This window comes from Halovulum marinum, assembly GCF_009697225.1.
Taxonomy (GTDB): Bacteria; Pseudomonadota; Alphaproteobacteria; order Rhodobacterales; family Rhodobacteraceae; genus Halovulum; species Halovulum marinum.
This window is the reverse complement of sequence record NZ_WIND01000003.1, coordinates 301,769-320,307: the sequence shown is the minus strand read 5'-3', so window position 1 is coordinate 320,307 and position 18,539 is coordinate 301,769. Positions and strand designations below refer to the sequence as shown.

The 18,539-nt window shown below is 65.7% G+C and carries 16 protein-coding genes and 1 pseudogene; 7 read left to right on the top strand and 10 right to left on the bottom strand.

Annotation, left to right across the window (positions count from 1 at the left end; translation table 11 throughout):
• The first annotated feature begins 11 nt into the window (after positions 1–11).
• Entirely contained in the window at positions 12–1,091 is a 1,080-nt protein-coding gene (locus GE300_RS07120; RefSeq protein ID WP_154445858.1) for an ABC transporter ATP-binding protein, read from the top strand.
• A 21-nt stretch (positions 1,092–1,112) separates the two neighbouring features.
• On the opposite strand, the gene GE300_RS07115 is transcribed toward GE300_RS07120, so the two are convergent.
• On the bottom strand, positions 1,113–2,357 hold the full coding sequence (locus GE300_RS07115) for a urate hydroxylase PuuD (protein WP_154445857.1): 1,245 nt from the start codon (positions 2,355–2,357) through the stop codon (positions 1,113–1,115).
• 99 nt (positions 2,358–2,456) lie between these two features.
• Between GE300_RS07115 and GE300_RS07110 the strand changes: the two genes are divergently transcribed.
• The gene (locus GE300_RS07110; protein WP_154445856.1) at positions 2,457–3,389 is read left to right on the top strand and encodes a LysR family transcriptional regulator; all 933 of its coding nucleotides are present in this window, start codon (positions 2,457–2,459) and stop codon (positions 3,387–3,389) included.
• Here the strand turns inward: GE300_RS07110 and uraH are convergent.
• A complete protein-coding gene (gene uraH, locus GE300_RS07105) occupies positions 3,374–3,727 on the bottom strand; it encodes a hydroxyisourate hydrolase (protein WP_154445855.1) in 354 nt (117 codons plus the stop codon). The two genes, GE300_RS07110 and uraH, sit on opposite strands and share 16 nt — an antisense overlap.
• Positions 3,728–3,874: 147 nt before the next feature.
• Here uraH and puuE point away from each other — a divergent pair, with 147 nt between their 5' ends.
• The 4 genes and pseudogenes from puuE (at position 3,875) to GE300_RS07085 (ending at position 8,105) form a co-directional block, all read left to right on the top strand.
• A complete protein-coding gene (gene puuE / locus GE300_RS07100; RefSeq protein WP_325063136.1) occupies positions 3,875–5,287 on the top strand; it encodes an allantoinase PuuE in 1,413 nt (470 codons plus the stop codon).
• Complete coding sequence (locus tag GE300_RS07095) at positions 5,284–5,826, top strand: ureidoglycolate lyase (protein WP_154445853.1); 543 nt, start codon at positions 5,284–5,286, stop codon at positions 5,824–5,826. The genes puuE and GE300_RS07095 overlap by 4 nt, the downstream gene beginning before the upstream one ends.
• Positions 5,826–7,250: a uracil-xanthine permease family protein gene (locus tag GE300_RS07090; protein WP_154445852.1), complete on the top strand. Its 1,425-nt coding sequence runs from the start codon at positions 5,826–5,828 to the stop codon at positions 7,248–7,250. Before GE300_RS07095 ends, GE300_RS07090 begins: the two co-directional genes overlap by 1 nt.
• A 108-nt stretch (positions 7,251–7,358) precedes the next feature.
• Positions 7,359–8,105, top strand: a pseudogene (locus GE300_RS07085) (sulfite exporter TauE/SafE family protein).
• Positions 8,106–8,145: 40 nt separating this feature from the next.
• On the opposite strand, the gene bhcD reads toward GE300_RS07085, so the two are convergent.
• The 4 genes from bhcD to bhcA all read right to left on the bottom strand — a co-directional run bounded on the left by bhcD (position 8,146) and on the right by bhcA (position 12,562).
• Entirely contained in the window at positions 8,146–9,111 is a 966-nt protein-coding gene (gene bhcD, locus GE300_RS07080; protein WP_154445851.1) for an iminosuccinate reductase BhcD, read from the bottom strand.
• A 117-nt stretch (positions 9,112–9,228) separates the two neighbouring features.
• A complete protein-coding gene (bhcC, locus tag GE300_RS07075; protein ID WP_154445850.1) occupies positions 9,229–10,392 on the bottom strand; it encodes a 3-hydroxy-D-aspartate aldolase BhcC in 1,164 nt (387 codons plus the stop codon).
• Between the two features lie 14 nt (positions 10,393–10,406).
• Positions 10,407–11,372 carry a beta-hydroxyaspartate dehydratase BhcB gene (gene bhcB, locus GE300_RS07070; RefSeq protein WP_154445849.1) on the bottom strand — a complete coding sequence of 322 codons (966 nt, stop codon included), beginning with the start codon at positions 11,370–11,372 and terminating at the stop codon, positions 10,407–10,409.
• Positions 11,372–12,562: an L-aspartate--glyoxylate aminotransferase BhcA gene (bhcA, locus tag GE300_RS07065; protein ID WP_154445848.1), complete on the bottom strand. Its 1,191-nt coding sequence runs from the start codon at positions 12,560–12,562 to the stop codon at positions 11,372–11,374. Before bhcA ends, bhcB begins: the two co-directional genes overlap by 1 nt.
• A 168-nt stretch (positions 12,563–12,730) precedes the next feature.
• Between bhcA and bhcR the strand changes: the two genes are divergently transcribed.
• Positions 12,731–13,573 carry an HTH-type transcriptional regulator BhcR gene (gene bhcR / locus GE300_RS07060; protein ID WP_154445847.1) on the top strand — a complete coding sequence of 281 codons (843 nt, stop codon included), beginning with the start codon at positions 12,731–12,733 and terminating at the stop codon, positions 13,571–13,573.
• Here the strand turns inward: bhcR and GE300_RS07055 are convergent.
• From GE300_RS07055 to xdhC, 4 genes are all read right to left on the bottom strand, one after another.
• On the bottom strand, positions 13,554–14,426 hold the full coding sequence (locus GE300_RS07055) for a bifunctional allantoicase/(S)-ureidoglycine aminohydrolase (protein WP_154445846.1): 873 nt from the start codon (positions 14,424–14,426) through the stop codon (positions 13,554–13,556). The genes bhcR and GE300_RS07055 overlap by 20 nt on opposite strands.
• Positions 14,427–14,617: 191 nt before the next feature.
• A complete protein-coding gene (gene guaD / locus GE300_RS07050; protein WP_154445845.1) occupies positions 14,618–15,952 on the bottom strand; it encodes a guanine deaminase in 1,335 nt (444 codons plus the stop codon).
• 60 nt (positions 15,953–16,012) lie between these two features.
• Positions 16,013–17,614 carry a xanthine/uracil/vitamin C permease gene (locus GE300_RS07045; RefSeq protein WP_154445844.1) on the bottom strand — a complete coding sequence of 534 codons (1,602 nt, stop codon included), beginning with the start codon at positions 17,612–17,614 and terminating at the stop codon, positions 16,013–16,015.
• Between the two features lie 42 nt (positions 17,615–17,656).
• The gene (gene xdhC, locus GE300_RS07040) at positions 17,657–18,538 is read right to left on the bottom strand and encodes a xanthine dehydrogenase accessory protein XdhC (RefSeq protein WP_154445843.1); all 882 of its coding nucleotides are present in this window, start codon (positions 18,536–18,538) and stop codon (positions 17,657–17,659) included.
• Between the last annotated feature and the right edge of the window lies 1 nt (position 18,539).

Genomic DNA, 18,539 nt, shown 5'->3' with positions numbered 1-18,539 from the left:
AAGGGCATGACATGAGTGGTTTGAAACTCAGCAACCTCAGCAAGTGCTTCGGCAAGGCCGAAGTCATCCGCGGCGTGGACCTGGAGATCGAGGACGGCGAGTTCGTCGTGTTCGTCGGCCCGTCCGGCTGCGGCAAGTCGACCCTGCTCCGGATGATCTCGGGGCTCGAGGACATCACCGGCGGCGACCTGTGGATCGGCGACCGCCGGATGAACGAGGTCCAGGCCGCCCGGCGCGGCGTGGCGATGGTGTTCCAGTCCTACGCGCTGTACCCGCACCTGACGGTGAAGCAGAACATGGGGTTCGGCCTGAAGGTGCGGAAGGAAAAACCGGCCGAGATCGCGCGGCGGGTCGAGGACGCGGCGCGGACGCTGCAGCTTGGGTCGCTGCTGGACCGCTATCCGCGCGAGCTTTCCGGCGGGCAGCGCCAGCGGGTCGCCATCGGCCGCGCCATCGTCGGCCACCCCGATGTCTTCCTGTTCGACGAGCCGCTATCGAACCTCGACGCGGAACTCCGGGTGCACATGCGGGCCGAGATCGCCGCGCTGCACAAGCGGCTGCGCAACACCATGGTCTATGTGACCCACGACCAGATAGAGGCGATGACCCTGGCCGACCGGATCGTCGTGCTGCGCGACGGCCGGATCGAGCAGGTCGGATCGCCGCGGCAGCTTTACTCCCGGCCTGACAACATCTTCGTCGCTCAGTTCATCGGCAGTCCGAAGATGAACATCTGCGCCGCCAGCGATCTTGCCGGCCCGCTGTCCCGCGCCGGCGTCGACACGAGCGGTGCGGTGCAGGTCGGTCTGCGGCCGGAGCATCTGCGCCTCGTGCCGGAGCAGCAGGGACTAATGACCGGCCAGGTCGTGATCAGCGAGTACACCGGCAGCGGTTCGCTGCTGCACGTGGAGGTGGCGGGGGTGGGCACGATGCTGGTTCTGAGCGAGGGGCAGGAGGGACCCCGTCCCGATGATACGGTGTATCTGGCCATCGACCCGGGCAACGTTCACATGTTCGATGCGGATGGACTGGCCCGCCGGGCCGAGGATGCCGGGGTTTCGGCCTCGGGGGCCATGGTCGCGGAGCGGTAGGCGGCGCCCCCGGCGCTGACGCTAGTCGTTCCTTCGGGTCGCCTCGCGGTACCAGGCGACGATGGCTGCGCGGTTTTCCTCGGTCATGGTCGAGACCGCGTTCGGCGGCGGCATGGCGCGGCTCGCCCCCGCCTGGAGGAAGATCTGTTCCGCGTAGCGTGCGACGTCCTGCTCGGTCTCCAGCACCACGCCCTTCGGAGGCCACCGCATGCTGTCGGAATAGGATGGCTCGCGCGCATGGCACATGGAGCAGTTTCCAAGCACCACGCCGTACGCCTCCTCGAAGCCCGCGGCCGCGGCGAACCGCTGTTCGTGGGGCGTCAGCTCGCGGGCCTCGGTGGCAGCGTAGCTGTTGCGCATCGGCGCGACCGAAAGCCAGGCGATGAGGATCATCAGGATCACGGTCACCGCCCAGGTCCAGTGCGGTCCCGCGCCGGTGGCGTGCATGGTGTTGAAATAATGGCGGATGGTGACGCCGGTCAGGAAGATCAGGCTGGCGATGATCCAGGAATACTCGGTGGCGAAGGCCAGCGGATAGTGGTTCGACAGCATCAGGAACACGACCGGCAGGGTCAGATAGTTGTTGTGGGTCGACCGGAGCTTGGCGATCTTGCCGTATTTCGGGTCCGGCTTGCGGCCCGCCTTCAGGTCTTCGACCACGATGCGCTGGTTGGGCATGATCTGGAAGAACACGTTGGCGGTCATGATCGTGGCGGTGAACGCGCCGAGGTGCAGCAGCGCGGCCCGCCCGGTGAAGATCTGGCTGTAGCCCCAGGACATCGCCACCAGGATGGCGAACAGAAGCAGCATCAGCACGGTGGGCCGTCCGCCAAGCGGCGATTTGCAGAGGAAGTCGTAGGCCAGCCACCCGATCGCCAGCGACCCGCCGGAGATCAGGATGCCCTGCCAGAGCGCCAGATCGGCCTTGGTGGGATCCAGAAGGAAGATCTCGCCGCCGATCCAGTAGATGATCATCAGCAGCGCCGCGCCGGAAAGCCATGTCGCGTAGCTTTGCCATTTGTGCCAGGTCAGGTGCTCGGGCATGCGTTCCGGCGCCACGAGGTATTTGGTCGTGTGATAGAACCCGCCGCCGTGCACCTCCCATTCCTCGCCATGGGCACCTTCCGGCATGTCGGCCGCAGGTTTCAGCATGAGGTCCAGCGCGATGAAGTAGAAGGACGCACCGATCCACGCCATCGCGGTGATCACGTGCAGCCAGCGGACCGAGAAGCCCACCCAGTCCCAGATTGATGCCAGGTCGTACATGGCACGCCTCCCTTGATGTCGATTGCGGGAAGACTAGGCGGAACGGCATTGTTCTGGTATCGAGGCCAAAGGCCAAGCAGCATCAAAAAACCCGGAACAATGTCTTATCTCGACAACATCCGGACCTTCGTGCGCGTCTACGAGCTGGGCAGCATGTCCGCCGCAGGCCGCGATCTCAGGGTCTCGCCGGCGGTCACGTCCTCGCGGATCTCGCAGCTCGAGGAGCATCTGAGCGTCCGCCTGTTCCAGCGCACGACACGGAGCCTGACGCCGACCGAACAGGGCAAGGCGTTCTACACCGGCGCTTGCGAGATCCTCGAGGCCGTCGAGAACGCCGAAGCCCAGGTGGTGAACATCACCGAGAATCCGAAGGGCTCGCTCTACGTTGCCGCGCCGCTCGGGGTCGGCAGGCGGCTGATCGCGCCGCAGGTTCCGGAGTTCCTGAAGCTGTACCCGGAGGTGAACGTGCGGTTGCGGCTGACCGACCGCAAGGTCGATCTGACCACCGAGGGGCTTGATCTGGCGTTCTTCCTCGGCCAGCCCGAGGACAGCAACCTGCGCATTCGCAAGATCGCCGATGTCGAACGCGTCCTGTGCGCCGCGCCGGACTACGTCAAGGCGCGCGGCAACCCCGCGAACGGGGATGAACTGATCTCCGGCGGCCATGAATGCCTTAACCTGCGCTTTCCGGGCGCGACCGAATTCCAGTGGCGGCTGATGACCGAGGAAGGCCCGAAACGGTTCCGGGCGTCGGGGCGATACGAGTCCGATGATGGCGACGTGCTGACGGACTGGGCGCTCGGCGGGCACGGGATCGCGCTGAAGCCGATCTTCGAGATCGCCGAGCACCTGAAGGCCCGCCGTCTGGTCCCGGTCGCCACCCGGACGCCGCCCGAACCGATCCAGATGGCCTGTCTCTTCACCCATCGCAAGCGGCAGGATCCGAAGACGCGGCTGTTCATGGAGTTCATCATCGAGCGGATCAGCGCCGTCGTCCGCGACGCCGAGAAACGCGGTCAGCTGCCCCGATAGGTCGCGTAGCTGTACGGAGACAGCAGGAGCGGCACGTGATAGTGCGTCGCCTCCGACATGCCGAACCGCAGCGGGATCACGTCGAGGAAGCGCGGGTTCTCACGCGGAACGTTCGTGCCGTCGAGATAGGCGCCGGCGTGAAACACCAGTTCGTAGATGCCGGTCGCGAACCGGTCCGCCGGAAGGATCCGTTCGTCCGTACGCCCGTCGCTGTTGGTCGTCAGCGTCTTGAGATGCGTGCGCCTGTCCCCCTCGATCCGGAACAGCTCGATCTTCATTCCTTCCGCCGGGCGGCCGCGCGCGGTGTCGAGGACATGGGTGGTAAGATAGCCGGACATGTGGGCCCCTCCAAAACTCGAGTCGTTATAGCGGCGGCCACCGGGCTGCGGCAAAGCATGCCCGGCAGAAGGCTCCTTTCGATTTATTTTGAAAAAAACGGCGATTGTTTCGGATTACAAGGTATCAAATCCAACAGGGGTCCATCCGTGATGCGTTATCCGCGTGACTTGACCGGTTACGGCGCGACGCCGCCCGTCGCCAACTGGCCGAACGGCGCCAAGATCGCCGTGCAGATCGTTTTGAACTACGAAGAAGGCGGCGAGAACTGCGTGCTGCATGGCGATGCGGCGTCCGAGGCGTTCCTGTCCGAGATCACCGGCGCTCAGCCGTGGCCGGGCCAGCGGCACTGGAACATGGAGTCGATCTACGAGTATGGCGCGCGGGCCGGGTTCTGGCGCGTCCACCGCATCCTGAAGGATCTTCCGGTCACGGTCTACGGCGTGGCCACCGCGCTGGCCCGCGCGCCCGAGCAGCTTGCCGCGATGAAGGCCGCAGGCTGGGAGATCGCCAGCCACGGGCTGAAGTGGATCGAGCACAAGGACATGTCGCCGGACGATGAGCGGGCGCAGGTCCGCGAGGCGATCCGGCTCCACACCGAGGTCACCGGCGCGGCGCCGCGCGGCTGGTATACCGGCCGCTGCTCGATGAACACGGTCGGTCTGGCGGCGGAGGAAGGCGACTTCGCCTACATCGCCGACAGCTACGCCGACGATCTGCCCTACTGGACCCGCGCCGGCGGCAAGGACCAGCTGATCGTGCCCTATACGATGGATTGCAACGACATGCGTTTCGCGATCCAGGCCGGTTTCGTCACCGGCGAGCACTTCGAGACGATGCTGAGGGACGCCTTCGACGTGCTCTACGAAGAGGGCGAGGCGGGCGCGCCGAAGATGCTGTCGATCGGCCTGCATTGCCGCCTGATCGGGCGACCCAGCCGGGCCGCCGCGCTGCGGCGCGCGATCGAGTATTTCCAGAGCCATGACGACGTCTGGTTCGCGACCCGGCTCGCGATCGCCGAGCATTGGGCGGCAGAGCATCCGCCCGCCCGGCCGTCCCGCCCGTCGGAGATGGACCGCGGCACCTTCGTCGCGGAATTCGGCGGTGTCTTCGAGCATTCGCCGTGGATCGCGGAGGGTGCCCATGCACTCGAGCTTGGCCCGACGCACGACACCGCGACCGGCGTTCACGCCGCACTTGCACGCGTCTTCCGCGCTGCGCCGGAGGACAGGCGCCTCGGCGTGCTGACTGCACACCCCGACCTTGCCGGCAAGCTGGCCGAGGCCAGGCGCCTGACCGCCGAATCCTCCGCCGAGCAGGCCTCGGTCGGCCTCGACGCCCTGACCGACGAGGAGCGCGCCACCTTCACCGAACTGAACGACGCCTACGTCTCCAAGTTCGGCTTCCCCTTCATCATCGCGGTCCGCGACAACACCAAGGCGTCGATCATGGAGGCATTCCGGCGGCGTCTCGGCAGCGAACGCGTCACCGAGTTCGCGGAAGCCTGCCGCCAGGTCGAGCGGATCGCCGAACTCCGTCTGCGGGAAAAGCTTCCGGCATGACCCGTTCCATTGTCGCGCAGCCGTTGACGGCGGACGCGTTCGCACCCTTCGGCGACATCCTCGAAGCGACCGGGACGCCCGACAAGATCATCAATCGCGGTTTCTGCGCCCGGTTTCATGACCGGGCGCAGCTGGATTTCGGGTCAGGCGGGCGGGCGGGGATAAGCGTCTTTCGCGGCGCGCCGGTCGCCTGGCCGGTCGAGGTCGCGCTGGTCGAACGGCACCCGGGCGGAAGCCAGGCGTTCGTCTCGATGACCGGGCATCCGTTCCTGGTGGTCGTAGCGCCGGACGAGGACGGCACGCCCGGAACCCCCCGCGCCTTCGTCGCCGCACCGGGGCAAGGCATCAATTTTCACCGCGGCACATGGCACGGCGTGCTGACGCCGCTTCATGCGCCGGGGCTTTTCGCGGTGGTGGATCGGATTGGCGACACTCCGAACCTGGAAGAACATTGGTTCGACACCCCTTTCGTGGTCGAACCGGGAGAAGACTGCGCCAGTGCGGGGCTGGCCCAGGCATCAAGACAGGGAGAAAACTGATGACTGATGCATCCATCGGGACGCCGGAACAGCTCCGCGACCCGGATTATACACCTCCGCTTGCCAAGGCCGTACCGCTTGGCATCCAGCATGTGCTGGCGATGTTCGTCTCGAACGTCACGCCGGCAATCATCATCAGCGGCGCGGCGGGTTTCGGCTTTGGCTCGAATTCGCCCGATTTTCCGCAGATGATCTACATGATCCAGATGTCGATGTTCTTTGCGGGTGTGGCGACGCTGTTGCAGACCGTGACGCTGGGGCCGGTGGGCGCCCGCCTGCCGATCGTGCAGGGCACGTCGTTTGCCTTTATCCCGATCATGATCCCGCTGGTCGTCGGCAAGGGGGTCGAAGCCATCGCCGTGGTGATGGGCGGGGTGATCGTGGGGGGCATATTCCACGCGTGCCTTGGCCTGTTCATCGGCAAGATACGGTTTGCGCTGCCGCCGCTGGTCACCGGCCTGGTGGTGACCATGATCGGTCTCGCACTGGTGAAGGTGGGCATTCAGTACGCCGCCGGCGGCGTGCCCGCGATCGGGACCGAGCAATACGGGACAATGACCAACTGGTTCATGGCGCTGGTCGTGATCGTGGTGACACTGGGCCTGAAGTTCTTTGCCCGCGGCATGTTGTCGGTGTCCGCCGTGCTGATCGGCCTGCTGGTCGGCTACGCGGTGGCCTTTGCGATGGGTGAAGTCAGCCTGGGCAACGTTGGCAATGCTGCGTCCTTTGCGCTGCCGAACCCGTTTCATTTCGGTGTCGAGTTCACCGCAGCCGCGATCATCGGCTTCTGCCTGATGGCCTTCGTTTCGGCGGTCGAGACCGTGGGCGACGTCTCCGGCATCACCAAGGGCGGTGCCGGGCGCGAGGCGACCGACAAGGAAATCCAGGGCGCGACCTATGCCGACGGTATCGGCTCCGCCGTGTCGGGCGTCTTCGGCGCGCTGCCGAACACATCGTTCAGCCAGAACGTCGGCCTGATCGCCATGACCGGCGTGATGAGCCGCCACGTGGTGACCATCGGGGCGCTCTTCCTGATCGCGGCGGGCCTGATCCCCAAGATCGGGGCGCTGATTTCCTCTATCCCGATCGAAGTGCTGGGCGGCGGCGTGATCGTCATGTTCGGCATGGTGGTGGCGGCGGGTATCTCGATGCTGTCGGACGTCACCTGGAACCGCCGCAACATGGTGATCTTCGCGATCTCCCTGTCCATCGGCCTGGGCCTGCAACAGGAACCGGGTGCACTGCAATACGTCGAAGGCACTCTGAAGGTCCTGCTGACTTCGGGGCTGCTGCCGGCGGCGCTGATCGCCATCGTGCTGAACCTGATCCTTCCCGAGGAGCTTTCGGACGAAGCGACGGAAGAAGTGTCCGGCGGCATGTCGGGCCACGCCAAGGGCGCGCTGGTCAAGGACGACCACGCCTGATGCAACCGACTGCGGCATCCCGCTTGGGGTGCCGCGGCGCTTTTTCAGGTAATGCGCCAGTCCCCCCCTTGCCGGTACGATGCAAGATTTGCTCAAAAGTAGTGTGCCATGATTGGCGAGGCACTTTTCCTGGCCGCCGCAGCCTTTGCGGCGGGGGCGTTGAACACGGTTGCTGGCGGCGGCACCTTTCTGACCCTGCCCGCGCTTGTGACAGTCGGCGTGCCGCCCGTGGCCGCCGATGCCACCAGCGCGGTCGCCGTCTTTCCCGGATACATTGGCGGCGCGATGGGCTTCCTGCCGGAAATGCGGTCCTTCGACCGGCCCTTGTTGCTGCGACTGACCGGGGTGACACTGCTGGGCGGGTAGGCGGGCTCGCTGCTGCTGGTGTCCTCGGATGCGGCATTCTCCGTCATCGTGCCGTTTTTGCTGCTGCTGGCGACGGGCACGTTTTTCTTCGGGGACCGGCTGCGCGCAATCGCGGCACGTCACAGTCGCGGGGTTACGCCCTACGCGGCGCCGGGGCTTTTCGCGGTCAGCCTTTACGGCGGCTATTTCAATGGCGGTCTCGGCATCGTGCTGCTGGCGCTGTTTTCGCTTTGGGGCATGACGGATCTGCACCGGGTGAACCGACTGAAGAACCTGTTGTCCTTTGCCCTGTCCGGCATTTCGGTCGCGACCTTCGCCATCGCGGGGCTGGTGGAATGGCGCCAGGCGGTGGTCATGATGGTGGCCGCGACCCTTGGCAGATACCTGGGCGCGCCGCTGGCCCGGCGGATGCCCGCACGGATGCTGAGGCTGCTGATCGCCTGCATCGGCCTGGGCATGAGCGCGGTATTCTTCCTGCGACCTTTCTGAACCTGCATGGTGGCGGATCAGACAAATCCGCCGCCGCCGCTCAGAAATCGACCTCGATCGCAATGCCCTTTTCTACGGCGAGATCGACCACGGCCGCGGCCACCGCGAGGTCCTGAAGGCCCACGCCGGTGCCGTCGAACAGGGTGACTTCCGCCGCTGACGTCCGGCCCGGATGGGTGCCGTTGATCACCGCGCCGACTTGGTTGATGTCGGCTTCGGAAAGCAATCCCTGTGCCACGGCATGTTGCGCCTCGCCGATGCTGATCGACTGGGCGACCTCGTCGGTGAAGACCGTGGCCCTTGCCAGAAGGGCGGCCTCGACCTCCTGCTTGCCCTTCGTATCGGTGCCCATGCAGGCGACATGGGTGCCGGCGGCGACGTGATCGGACATCAGCGACGGTGCGAAGGCCGAGGTGATGGAGATGATCACGTCCGCCTCGCGCATCCCTTCCAGTTGCACTGCCTCGAAGGCAACGCCGGCGTCGGTCGCGACCTTTTCGATGTTGGGCAGCATGTCCGGGTGATAGTTCCAGCCGACGACCTTCTCGAATTCGCGCTGCTCGAGCGCGGCGCGGAGCTGGAATGCGGCCTGGTGTCCCGCGCCGATCATGCCGATGACCTTCGCGTCGGGGCGGGCCAGGTGCTTGATCGAGACGGACGACGCCGCGGCCGTGCGCAGCGCGGTGAGGTAGTTGCCGCCGACCATCGCCTTCGCCTTGCCGGTGTCGGCATCGAACAGGAACACCGTCGACTGGTGGTTGATGAGGTCGCGCCTTTCCAGGTTGTTCGGCCAGTAGCCGCCGGCCTTGAGACCGAGTGTCAGGCTTGTGCGGTCGAAGCCGCCCTTGAAACCGTAGAGCGCGTCTTCGTGCCCGATCGCCTCGCGAACCACCGGGAAGTTGTAGGCGTCTCCGGCCGCCATCGCGGCGAAGACCTTCTCCACCGCATCAAACGCGGCTTTCCGCGTGATGAGGTCGGCAATGTCGCGTTCCGGTACGATCAGCATGATGTTCTCCCACAAGTCATCGTGCGCCCGCGTGCCCTGCCGCAAGCGCGGCGCGCACACGGGCGGAATACCGGACGGATCCGGCCCGGCTGGAATGTCCCGTCATGAATGGTTGGTTCAGTACGCCTTGCCGCGCGCCGAGACCGGCCAGAGCGTTTCGACCTTTCCGTTCCGGACGCCGACATACCAGTCGTGCACGTTGGCGGTCGGGTCGCAGTGACCGGGGACCAGGCGCAGTTTCTCTCCGACCTTCAGGACGCCGTCGGGATCTTCGATCACGCCGTGCTCGTCCGAGCACTTGACGTACTTCACGTCATCGCGGCCGTGGATCACCGGCAGGCCGCTGTCGACGGATTGCGCCTTGAGGCCGGCGTCGCAGATCGCCTTGTCGGCCTTCGCATGGCTCATCACCTGGGTGAGGATGAAGAAGGCATTCTCCCACTCGCCCTGATCGATCCGCTTGCCGTCCTTGTCGAGGATGCGGCCGTAGTCCGCGTCCATGAAGGCGTAGGAACCGCACTGCAGCTCGTTGTAGACGCCCGAGTTCGACTCGAAGTAGTACGAGCCGGTGCCGCCGCCCGAGACCAGTTCGCAGTCGATGCCTTCGGCTTTCAGACCGTCGACGGCGTCCCTGACCATGGCGATGGCCACGTCGAGCTTGGCCTTGCGGTCGGAATAGCTGTCCATGTGCTGCATCGCGCCCTGGTAGGCCTGGATGCCCCTGAAGCTCAGCCCGGGGGCCTTCTGAACCGCCTTCGCGATCTCGACCACGGCCGAGGTGCTGGTCACGCCGCAGCGGCCGGCGCCGCAGTCGATCTCGACGAAGGCACCCAGGTTCGTGCCGTGCCTTTGCGCCGCCGCCGAAAGTTCCGCCACGTTGTCGACGTCATCGACGCAGACGATGATGCCGGATCCCAGGTTGGGCAGCTGCGCCAGACGGTCGATCTTGGCCGGATCGCGGACCTGGTTCGAGACCAGGATGTCGTCGATGCCGCCGCGGGCGAAGACCTCGGCTTCCGATACCTTCTGGCAGCAGACGCCGATGGCGCCGCCCAGCCGCTCCTGCAGTTTCGCGATATCGACGGACTTGTGCATCTTGCCGTGCACGCGATGGCGCATTCCGTGCGCCCGGGCGTAGTCGCCCATCTTCCTGATGTTCCGCTCGAGCGCGTCGAGGTCGAGCACGAGGCAGGGCGTCTGGATGTCGGACTCGTCCATGCCCGGCAGCGCCGGAACGTCGTAGCCGACCTGGAGGTCGTCGAGATTGAATTGCTTGTTCATTGCTGTGGCTTCCTTCACTGGATCCAGGGCAGCTTGTCGAGATCGACATTGCCGCCCGTGACGATGACGCCGACGCGCTTGCCCCTGAACGCCCCGGGATGCTTGAGGATGGTGGCCAGCGGCACCGCGCTGGACGGTTCCATGACCACCCGAAGATGCTTCCAGGTCAGTTTCATCGCGTCGATGATCTCGTCCTCGGACGCGGTGAAGATTTCCGAGACGTGGCTCGACACGAAGTGCCAGGTCAGATCCTTCAGCGGCACCAGCAGACCGTCCGCGATGGTCTTCGGCGCGTCGTCGGCGATGATGTGACCGGCCCTGAAGCTGCGACAGGCATCGTCGGCCTGTTCGGGCTCGGCGGCGATCACTTTCGTCTCCGGCGCCAGCGTCGACAGTGTCAGGCAGGTGCCCGAGATCATGCCGCCGCCGCCGATCGGCGCGACGACGATGTCGAGGCCGTCCGTTTGTTCCATGAACTCCCTCGAGCAGGTCCCCTGGCCGGCGATCACCCGCGGATCGTTGTAGGGGTGCACGAAATCGCCGCCGGTTTCTGCCTGCACCCTGGCGAAGGTCGCTTCGCGCGACGAGGTCGAGGGCGCGCATTCGGTGATGTTGCCGCCATAGCGGCGCACGGTGTCCTTCTTCGCCTGCGGCGCGGTGCGCGGCATGACCACGTTGCAGGGAATGCCGCGCAACATGGCGGCGTAGCTCAGGCATGACGCATGATTGCCCGAGGAATGCGTGGCGACGCCCTTGCGCGCCTTTTCTTCGTCCAGTCCGAACACCGCGTTGGCGGCGCCGCGCACCTTGAAGGCGCCCGGCTCCTGGAAATTCTCGCACTTGAAGAACAGCTCGGCGCCCGCCAGCTCGTTCAGATGGCAGGAGGTCCTGATCGGCGTGCGCCGTATGTGCGGCTTGATGCGCTCGTGCGCCGCCAGCATGTCGTCGTAGGTCGGGATGTACATCTCTGCGTCCCTCATCACGCGGCTATCAACGCCGAGACCGAAGGATTTGACCGGTAGTATTCCTGAGCCGCGGCAACGCCCGAGCCGAGCGTCACGTCCAGCCCGAGATCGGCCATGCACATCTCGGCGGTGGCGAGACCTGACAGCATCATCACGTCGGTCAGACTGCCGAGGTGACCGATCCGGAACACCTTCCCGGCGACCTCGCCGAGACCGACGCCGAAGGCGACGCCATAGGTGTTCGCCGCGTGCGTCACGATATCGGTGGCGTTGAAGCCCGTGGGTGTGCGGATCGCGCTGACCGTGTCCGAGTACACGTCCGGCGAAACCGCGCACAGCTCCAGCCCCCAGGCGTCGACAGCGGCGCGTACGCCCTCGGCGATCCGGTGGTGACGCGCGAAGACGTTCTCCAGCCCTTCCTCAAGCAGCATGTCGGAGGCCAGCTTCAGCCCGTTCATCAGGCCGACCGGCGGCGTGTAGGGAAACGCGTTCGCTGCATAGCCCTTGGTCATGTCCGCGATGTCGAAGAAGGTGCGCGGAAGCTTGGCGGTGGCGGCCGCATCGATCGCCTTGTCGGAGAAGCCGAGGATCGCGAGACCCGGCGGAAGCATGAAGCCCTTCTGCGAGCCGGTCACCGCAACGTCGACGCCCCATTCGTCAAAGCGGAAATCCATCGACGCGATCGAGCTGACGCCATCGACGAAAAGCAGGGCGGGGTGCCCGGCGTCGTCCAGCGCCTTCCGGACCGCGCCGATATCCGAGCGGACACCGGTCGCGGTCTCGTTGTGCGTCGCGAGCACCACCTTGATCTCGTGGCCGGTGTCGGCGGCGAGGATCTCTGCGTAGCGATCGGCGGGCAGGCCGGCTCCCCAGGGCGTCTCGACGATGTGCACGTCGAGCCCGTGGCGCTGGCACATGTCGATCCAGCGATGGCTGAACATGCCGTTCCGGGCCGCCAGCACCTTGTCGCCGGCCGACAGCGTGTTGGTCAGCGCGGTTTCCCACCCGCCGGTGCCGGTCGACGGGAAGATGAAGACCTGCGCACTGACCGACTTCAGGATCTTGCGCACGTTCTCCAGGCAGGGGGTCAGGATCCCGCCGAAGGTCGGCGACCGGTGGTCGATGGTCGGCATGTCGCAGGCCTTGCGGATTTGCTCCGGCATGTTCGTCGGGCCGGGGATGAAGACAGGATTCTGGAAGCTCATGGCCGTCTCCTTTTTCGTGCTGCCCCTGTCTACGGCACCTGACCTTTGCGCGATACTTTTGCATGGTGGCGGCTGTTTCACGTCCCGGACTGAAAAGAATTACCGTTGTCAGGGAGTTACATTTTTCATATCATGAATTCATATTTCATTGAATGCGAAAGGGATTTGATGGAATCTGCGAAGAATGCCGGCCGCAAGGCCCGTGGGCGGCCACGCGGATGGAACGACTCGACGGCTCAGAACACGATCAAGTCCCTCGACCGGGCGATGGAGATCTTCGAGCACCTCAGCGAGGATTCGGGTCAGACCCTCACCGCTCTTGCCACGAACCTCGGGCAGGCGCCGGCGACGGTCTATCGGGTTCTGGTGACACTGGAGAGCCGCGGTCTGGTCGAATTCGATCCTGTCGAGCAGCTCTGGCACATCGGTCCGCGGGCGTTCGTGATCGGCGCGCGTTTCCTGCGGCGAACGAGCCTGGTCGAGCGCGCCCGGCCGATCCTGCGCCGGCTGATGGAGACCACGGGCGAAACCGCCAATCTCGGCATCGTTCAGGAATCGTCGGTGCTGTTCGTCAGCCAGGTCGAAACGCACGCCAGCATTCGTGCCTTCTTTCCGCCGGGGACACTGTCGCCGCTGCATGCCTCGGGCATCGGCAAAGCCCTGCTTGCGGAAATGTCCAGCGATCGCTTCGAGCGGATCGTGAGGACCGGCGGCCTTCCGCGGTTCACCCAAAAGACGCTGACCGATCCGGAACAGCTGGTCGCCGATCTGTCTGCGACCCGGGAACGGGGCCATGCGATCGACGACGAGGAAAAGAACCTCGGCATGCGGTGCATCGCCGCCCCTGTCTTCGACGTTCATGATGAGGCCGCCGCCGGCATTTCCGTTTCGGGCCCGGCGAGCAGGATGGGGCCGGACAGGATTCCGGCCCTCGCGACCGAGGTGATGGAGGCGGCAGCGGCCCTGACCGCTGCCATAGGGGGCGTGCCGCCTACTCGGCCGCCGTCCTGAGAGCAGCCTGCGGTACGGACACACTTCCGAATGCAGGCCGAAGCGCCATGTGCCGGTTGACGTCCTTGTACAGAAGATACCTGAACCGGCCGGGACCGCCGGCGTAGCAGGCCTGCGGGCAAAAGGCCCTGAGCCACATGTAATCGCCTGCCTCGACCTCGACCCAATCCCGGTTCAGGCGGTATACGGCCTTGCCTTCAAGCACATAGAGGCCGTGCTCCATGACATGGGTCTCGGCGAACGGGATCACCGCGCCGGGCTGAAAGGTCACCACCGTCACATGCATGTCGTGCCGCAGGTCGGCCGGATCGACGAAGCGCGTGGTGGCCCACTTGCCATCCGTTCCCGGCATCGGCGTCGGCGGGACATCCTGTTCGGCGGTGACGATCACGTCCGGGTGGGGAAGCCCGTCGACGGCTTCGTACGCCTTGCGGATCCAGTGGAACCGGACCGCTGCGGCGGTGTCGTTCTCGAACGTCCACGTCGTCCGTGGCGGCAGATAGACGAAGCTTCCCGGGCGCAGGGCATGCCTCTCCCCGCTGATGACGATCGTCGCGGAGCCGTCGACGACGAACAGAACGCCCTCGGCGTTCGGATCGGTTTCGGGCTTCACGGACCCGCCGCCCGGCGCGACTTCCATGATGTATTGCGAGAAGGTCTCGGCGAAGCCGCTGAGGGGCCGGGACAGTACCCAGAGACGGGTGTCGGTCCAGAACGGCAGAAAGCTGGTGACGATATCCTGCATCGTCCCCTTCGGGATGACCGCGTAGGCGTCGGTGAACATGGCCCGATCCGTCAGCAACTGCTCTTGCGGCGGATGCCCTCCCGTGGGGGCGAAGTAGCGTGCGGTCATGACGGCTCCATTGATGGCGAGTGGCGTACAAATTGGGGCGTGCTGCCGTCCGGGACCAGCCGAAACCTGGCGACAGCACCTTTCGGAAAATCCGGCAAATCGCGTGGTTTTATCCAGAAATGCAAGAGCGCCGCGGCAGCCGCTCACATGCGGCCCCGATGCGACGCTTGCCGGATCGCCGGTACCGGCGGTCACGCCACCGCAATTCGGCGCCCGGCGCAAGCTTCACGGTCGCGGTGTTTGCACGCACGTCCGTTGACGTAGACCTCGTCGATGGCCCGGTCGTCGCCCATGATCTGCAGCACGAACAGCTCTTCGGCGAGGCTTTGGCACCGGTCCATCCGCAGGGCCATCGCTTCGGTCGCGTTGGAGTCCAGCACGACGACGTCGGCATGCGTTCCTTCGTCCAGGGTGCCGATGCGGTCCTCCATGCCCAGCACCGCGGCGTTGCCGCGGGTGGCCCAGTCGAATGCCTGCAATGGGTGCAGGGCCTGTCCCTGAAGCTGAAGCACCTTGTAACCCTCGCTGAGGGTCTGGAGCATGGAGTAGCTTGTGCCCGCACCGACATCGGAGGCAATCCCGCTCCGGATACCCCGCCGCTCCAGACGTGCACGATCGAACAGCCCCGAGCCGAGAAACAGGTTCGAGGTCGGGCAGAAGACCGGATGCGCGCCGGTGGCCGCCAGCGCATCCACTTCGCGCGGTTTCAGATGGATGGCATGACCCAGCAAGGTGTTGGCGCGCAGCAGCCCATGGCTTTCGTAGACGTCGAGGTAGTCGCGCGCCTGCGGATAGAGGCTTGCGGTATAGGCGATCTCGTCGTGGTTCTCGGACAGATGCGTCTGGATGTGGCAATCGGGATTTTCCCGGGCCAGCACCTGCGCCATCTGCATCTGTTCCGGCGTCGAGGTGATGGCGAAGCGCGGCGAGATGACATAGCGGCTGCGTCCGCGCGCGTGCCATTCGCCGATCAGCGCGGTGGTGTCGTCATATCCCGATTGCGGCGTGTCGAGCAGCGCCTCGGGGGCGTTGCGATCCATCAGGACCTTGCCGCCGAGCATGGCCATGTCGCGGCGCGCCGCCTCGGCGAAGAAGGCGTCGACAGACGCGCGATGCACCGAGCAGAAGGCCACCGCCGTCGTCGTGCCGTGGGCGATGAGCTGATCGAAGAACGCTGCCGCCATACGGTCGGCGTGCCCGCGATCGGCGAAGCGGGTCTCTTCCGGGAAGGTATAGGTGTTCAGCCAGTCGAGCAGCTGCGCGCCCCAGGACGCGATGACCTGAACCTGCGGGAAATGGATGTGGGTGTCGATGAACCCGGCCATCATCAGCTTCGGACGGTGATCGGTGACGGGCGCATCGGGCGCCGCGCGCGTGATCTCGGCAAAAGTTCCGCGTTTCGCGATCATTCCGTCGCGGATCAGCAGGGCGCCGTCTTCGTGATATGTGTAGGCGCTTTCATCGTTGCCGTCCGCCGGGGCGCGGTGAAACGTCAGAAGGCGGCCGCGTAGCACGGTCTCGGTCATGTTCGGCTTCTCTCGGTCGGAAGGGAACCGGGGCGGCGAAGGCACCGCCCCGGCAATCGGTCAGGCCTGCTGTGCGGGCGCGCCGGTGTCGAGCAGGTCGGGCTCGTCGGGAACGATCACGCGTTCTTCCAGGTCCTCCTTCGGCGCCACCATCGGGTAGAGCCAGAGGAACGCACCGATGATCAGGTAGCCGACCGTGATCCCGTCGAACTGCGGCAGTTGCAGCGTATGGGCGTGGATGATGCCGAGCGACGACATCGCCGCGGCCGCCATCGCGAAACCGCCCGCCGTCCTGAAACGTCCGTCGATCACGTCCGCCACGATGGCGCCCCAGATCAGGCCGGTGATGATCGCGCCCTGACTGAGCGCCAGATGCCCCTCGTAATGCGCGCCCTCCATCAGCAGCGCCGCGGTCAGGTCGGCATCGCCGAGCGACGGCAGTCCCTCGACGCCCGAGCTGCGCAGTGCGTTCATCAGCGATCCCCACTTGACCATCAGGAACTCGGAAATGTGGGGTAGGATCGCGAACGACACCGCTGCCATGTGCGTCGGCTTCACCGCCCATGCCGTGTTGGTGATCAGGCTTACCGACACGAACACCAGCACCGGCGCAGCGGCGGCGATCCGGATCAGGCCGGCGAGAAAGGACAGGAACCCCAGGAAGGCGGCGGCGGCGATCACCACCGCCACCCCGACGATGTAGCCGGCATGGGCGTCCAGCCGCTTGTAGGCGGGGTGGCCGATGTAGACCGTCGTCGGGAAGGGCGAGCCGAACACCGCGCCGATCATCGTGCCCGCGCCGTCGGTCACCTGGCACAGGCCGACCGGATAGCTGTCGCCCGCGGCCTCGGCGCTTTCGACGTTGTTCATCGTTTCGATGAAGTTGTAGATCTGCACCGGGATCAGCACGAGGAAAAGCTCGGGGTTCGCGAACAGGTACTGCACGCCGGCCACGAGATCGCCGAGATAGGGCACCGGCGGGTAGAAGCCGACGCCGCTGACATCGAGCTTCGATTCGCCAAGGATGATCGCGATGATCGTCCCGGCGCCGATGGCGACGAGGCCGGCGGGCACGTTCCCCGGCAGCCGGAAGCGGCCGATCAGGCCCCAAAGGATGAACAGCAGCGAGGTGAAGCCGATCACCGGGTTTTCGAAGATCTCGGCCAGCGGCACGGCCCCGATGAACACCAGCGCGATGCCGCAGAGCGTTCCCAACATGCCGGCGCGCGGCGTGATGCGCTTCAGAAACGGGCCGACGAGGGCGCCGAGCGCGGCGACGATGCCGCCCATGAAGCCCGCACCGATGCCGACTTGCCAGGCCAGCAGCGGATCCTGCGTCGCCCAGTAGATCGGCCCGATCACGCCGAACAGATAGACGAACATCACCGGCGTCGAGATGCCGTAGGGCAGGGCGGTCACATCCCGGCCCTGCCGCTGGGCGGCCCATTTGGCGAGGTTGGTATACACCACGACCCCCGCGAGGATGGCGACCGCCGCGCCGGGCACGATGCGGCCATAGACGATCTCGGCCGGCATCTGAAAGACGAACTGGCAGACCCCTGACAGGATCAGCAGATTGACCAGGTTGTCGGTGAACAACGCCCAGAAGGCGCTGAAATCGCTGCGCGAGAACAGCCTGTAGTTATATGTCGAGCCGTCCATGACAGTCTCCTCCTCCGTTGGGCCGCGGCGCGGCGCGGTCTTTCAAGCCGGCACTTCCAACCGGTCTTCTTGTTGGCCCGTCGCGGGCGCCCGCATCGCCCGCGCGGGGGCGGTAGCGGCAGTTTCAGAAGTCAGTTCAGCCAGAACCTCGGCCACCACGAAGGCAGCGATGAGGCTGGGGCGCTTGTCGCGGCTGCCGCTTGCCCCGATGGGACAGACCAGTTTGTCGAACGCGGAAACATCGCAGTGCTGGCGCATCCAGTGGTATAGTTTCGCCCGCTTGGTGGCAGAGCCGATCATGCCGACATACGCCGCGTCGCCCCGCTCGAGCGCGGCGGCGGTCAGCAGGAAATCCAGGCCGTGATCATGGGTCAGGACGATGAAGGCGCTGCCTTTCGGGGCGTTCATCACGTCGACTTCGGGTATGGCGCTGACACGGGTCTCGACGGCCGCGTCGCAAAGCGCGATTTCGTCCTGCCGCGGGTCGACGAGGATGCAGCGCACCGGCATGTGCTGAAACACGTCCGCCAGCGCACGGCCCACATGGCCCGCGCCCATGACATAGACGTGCGGCAGGTTTCTCGAGGCCTCGGCCGCCCGGGCAAGTGCCGCTCGCCTGTCGGACGCGCGCATCCGGGTCAGGGAAATCTCGACCCGCCCGCCGCAGCACTGACCGATCTCGGGGCCGAGTGGCAGATCGAGCGTCTGGCTCAGGGTGCCGTCGCGCAACATCCTGCGGGCCGCTTCGATGGCCCGGAACTCCAGCTGGCCACCTCCGACGGTGCCGCAAAGCGCGGCGGTCGAGACGAACATCTCCGTGCCCTCGTCGCGCGGCGAGGAGCCGCGGACGCGAGTGAGTTGGACACGGATCACACCCCGGTTCGCGTCGAGAAACTCGCACAACAAGGACGCAAGAGCGGCCATC

Coding starts and splice junctions, on each gene's coding strand:
- GE300_RS07120 (WP_154445858.1), top strand. CDS start 12: ATGAGTGGTTTGAAACTCAGCAACCTCAGCAAGTGCTTCGGCAAGGCC.
- GE300_RS07115 (WP_154445857.1), bottom strand. CDS start 2,357: ATGTACGACCTGGCATCAATCTGGGACTGGGTGGGCTTCTCGGTCCGC.
- GE300_RS07110 (WP_154445856.1), top strand. CDS start 2,457: ATGTCTTATCTCGACAACATCCGGACCTTCGTGCGCGTCTACGAGCTG.
- uraH (WP_154445855.1), bottom strand. CDS start 3,727: ATGTCCGGCTATCTTACCACCCATGTCCTCGACACCGCGCGCGGCCGC.
- GE300_RS07095 (WP_154445853.1), top strand. CDS start 5,284: ATGACCCGTTCCATTGTCGCGCAGCCGTTGACGGCGGACGCGTTCGCA.
- GE300_RS07090 (WP_154445852.1), top strand. CDS start 5,826: ATGACTGATGCATCCATCGGGACGCCGGAACAGCTCCGCGACCCGGAT.
- bhcD (WP_154445851.1), bottom strand. CDS start 9,111: ATGCTGATCGTACCGGAACGCGACATTGCCGACCTCATCACGCGGAAA.
- bhcC (WP_154445850.1), bottom strand. CDS start 10,392: ATGAACAAGCAATTCAATCTCGACGACCTCCAGGTCGGCTACGACGTT.
- bhcB (WP_154445849.1), bottom strand. CDS start 11,372: ATGAGGGACGCAGAGATGTACATCCCGACCTACGACGACATGCTGGCG.
- bhcA (WP_154445848.1), bottom strand. CDS start 12,562: ATGAGCTTCCAGAATCCTGTCTTCATCCCCGGCCCGACGAACATGCCG.
- bhcR (WP_154445847.1), top strand. CDS start 12,731: ATGGAATCTGCGAAGAATGCCGGCCGCAAGGCCCGTGGGCGGCCACGC.
- GE300_RS07055 (WP_154445846.1), bottom strand. CDS start 14,426: ATGACCGCACGCTACTTCGCCCCCACGGGAGGGCATCCGCCGCAAGAG.
- guaD (WP_154445845.1), bottom strand. CDS start 15,952: ATGACCGAGACCGTGCTACGCGGCCGCCTTCTGACGTTTCACCGCGCC.
- GE300_RS07045 (WP_154445844.1), bottom strand. CDS start 17,614: ATGGACGGCTCGACATATAACTACAGGCTGTTCTCGCGCAGCGATTTC.
- xdhC (WP_154445843.1), bottom strand. CDS start 18,538: ATGGCCGCTCTTGCGTCCTTGTTGTGCGAGTTTCTCGACGCGAACCGG.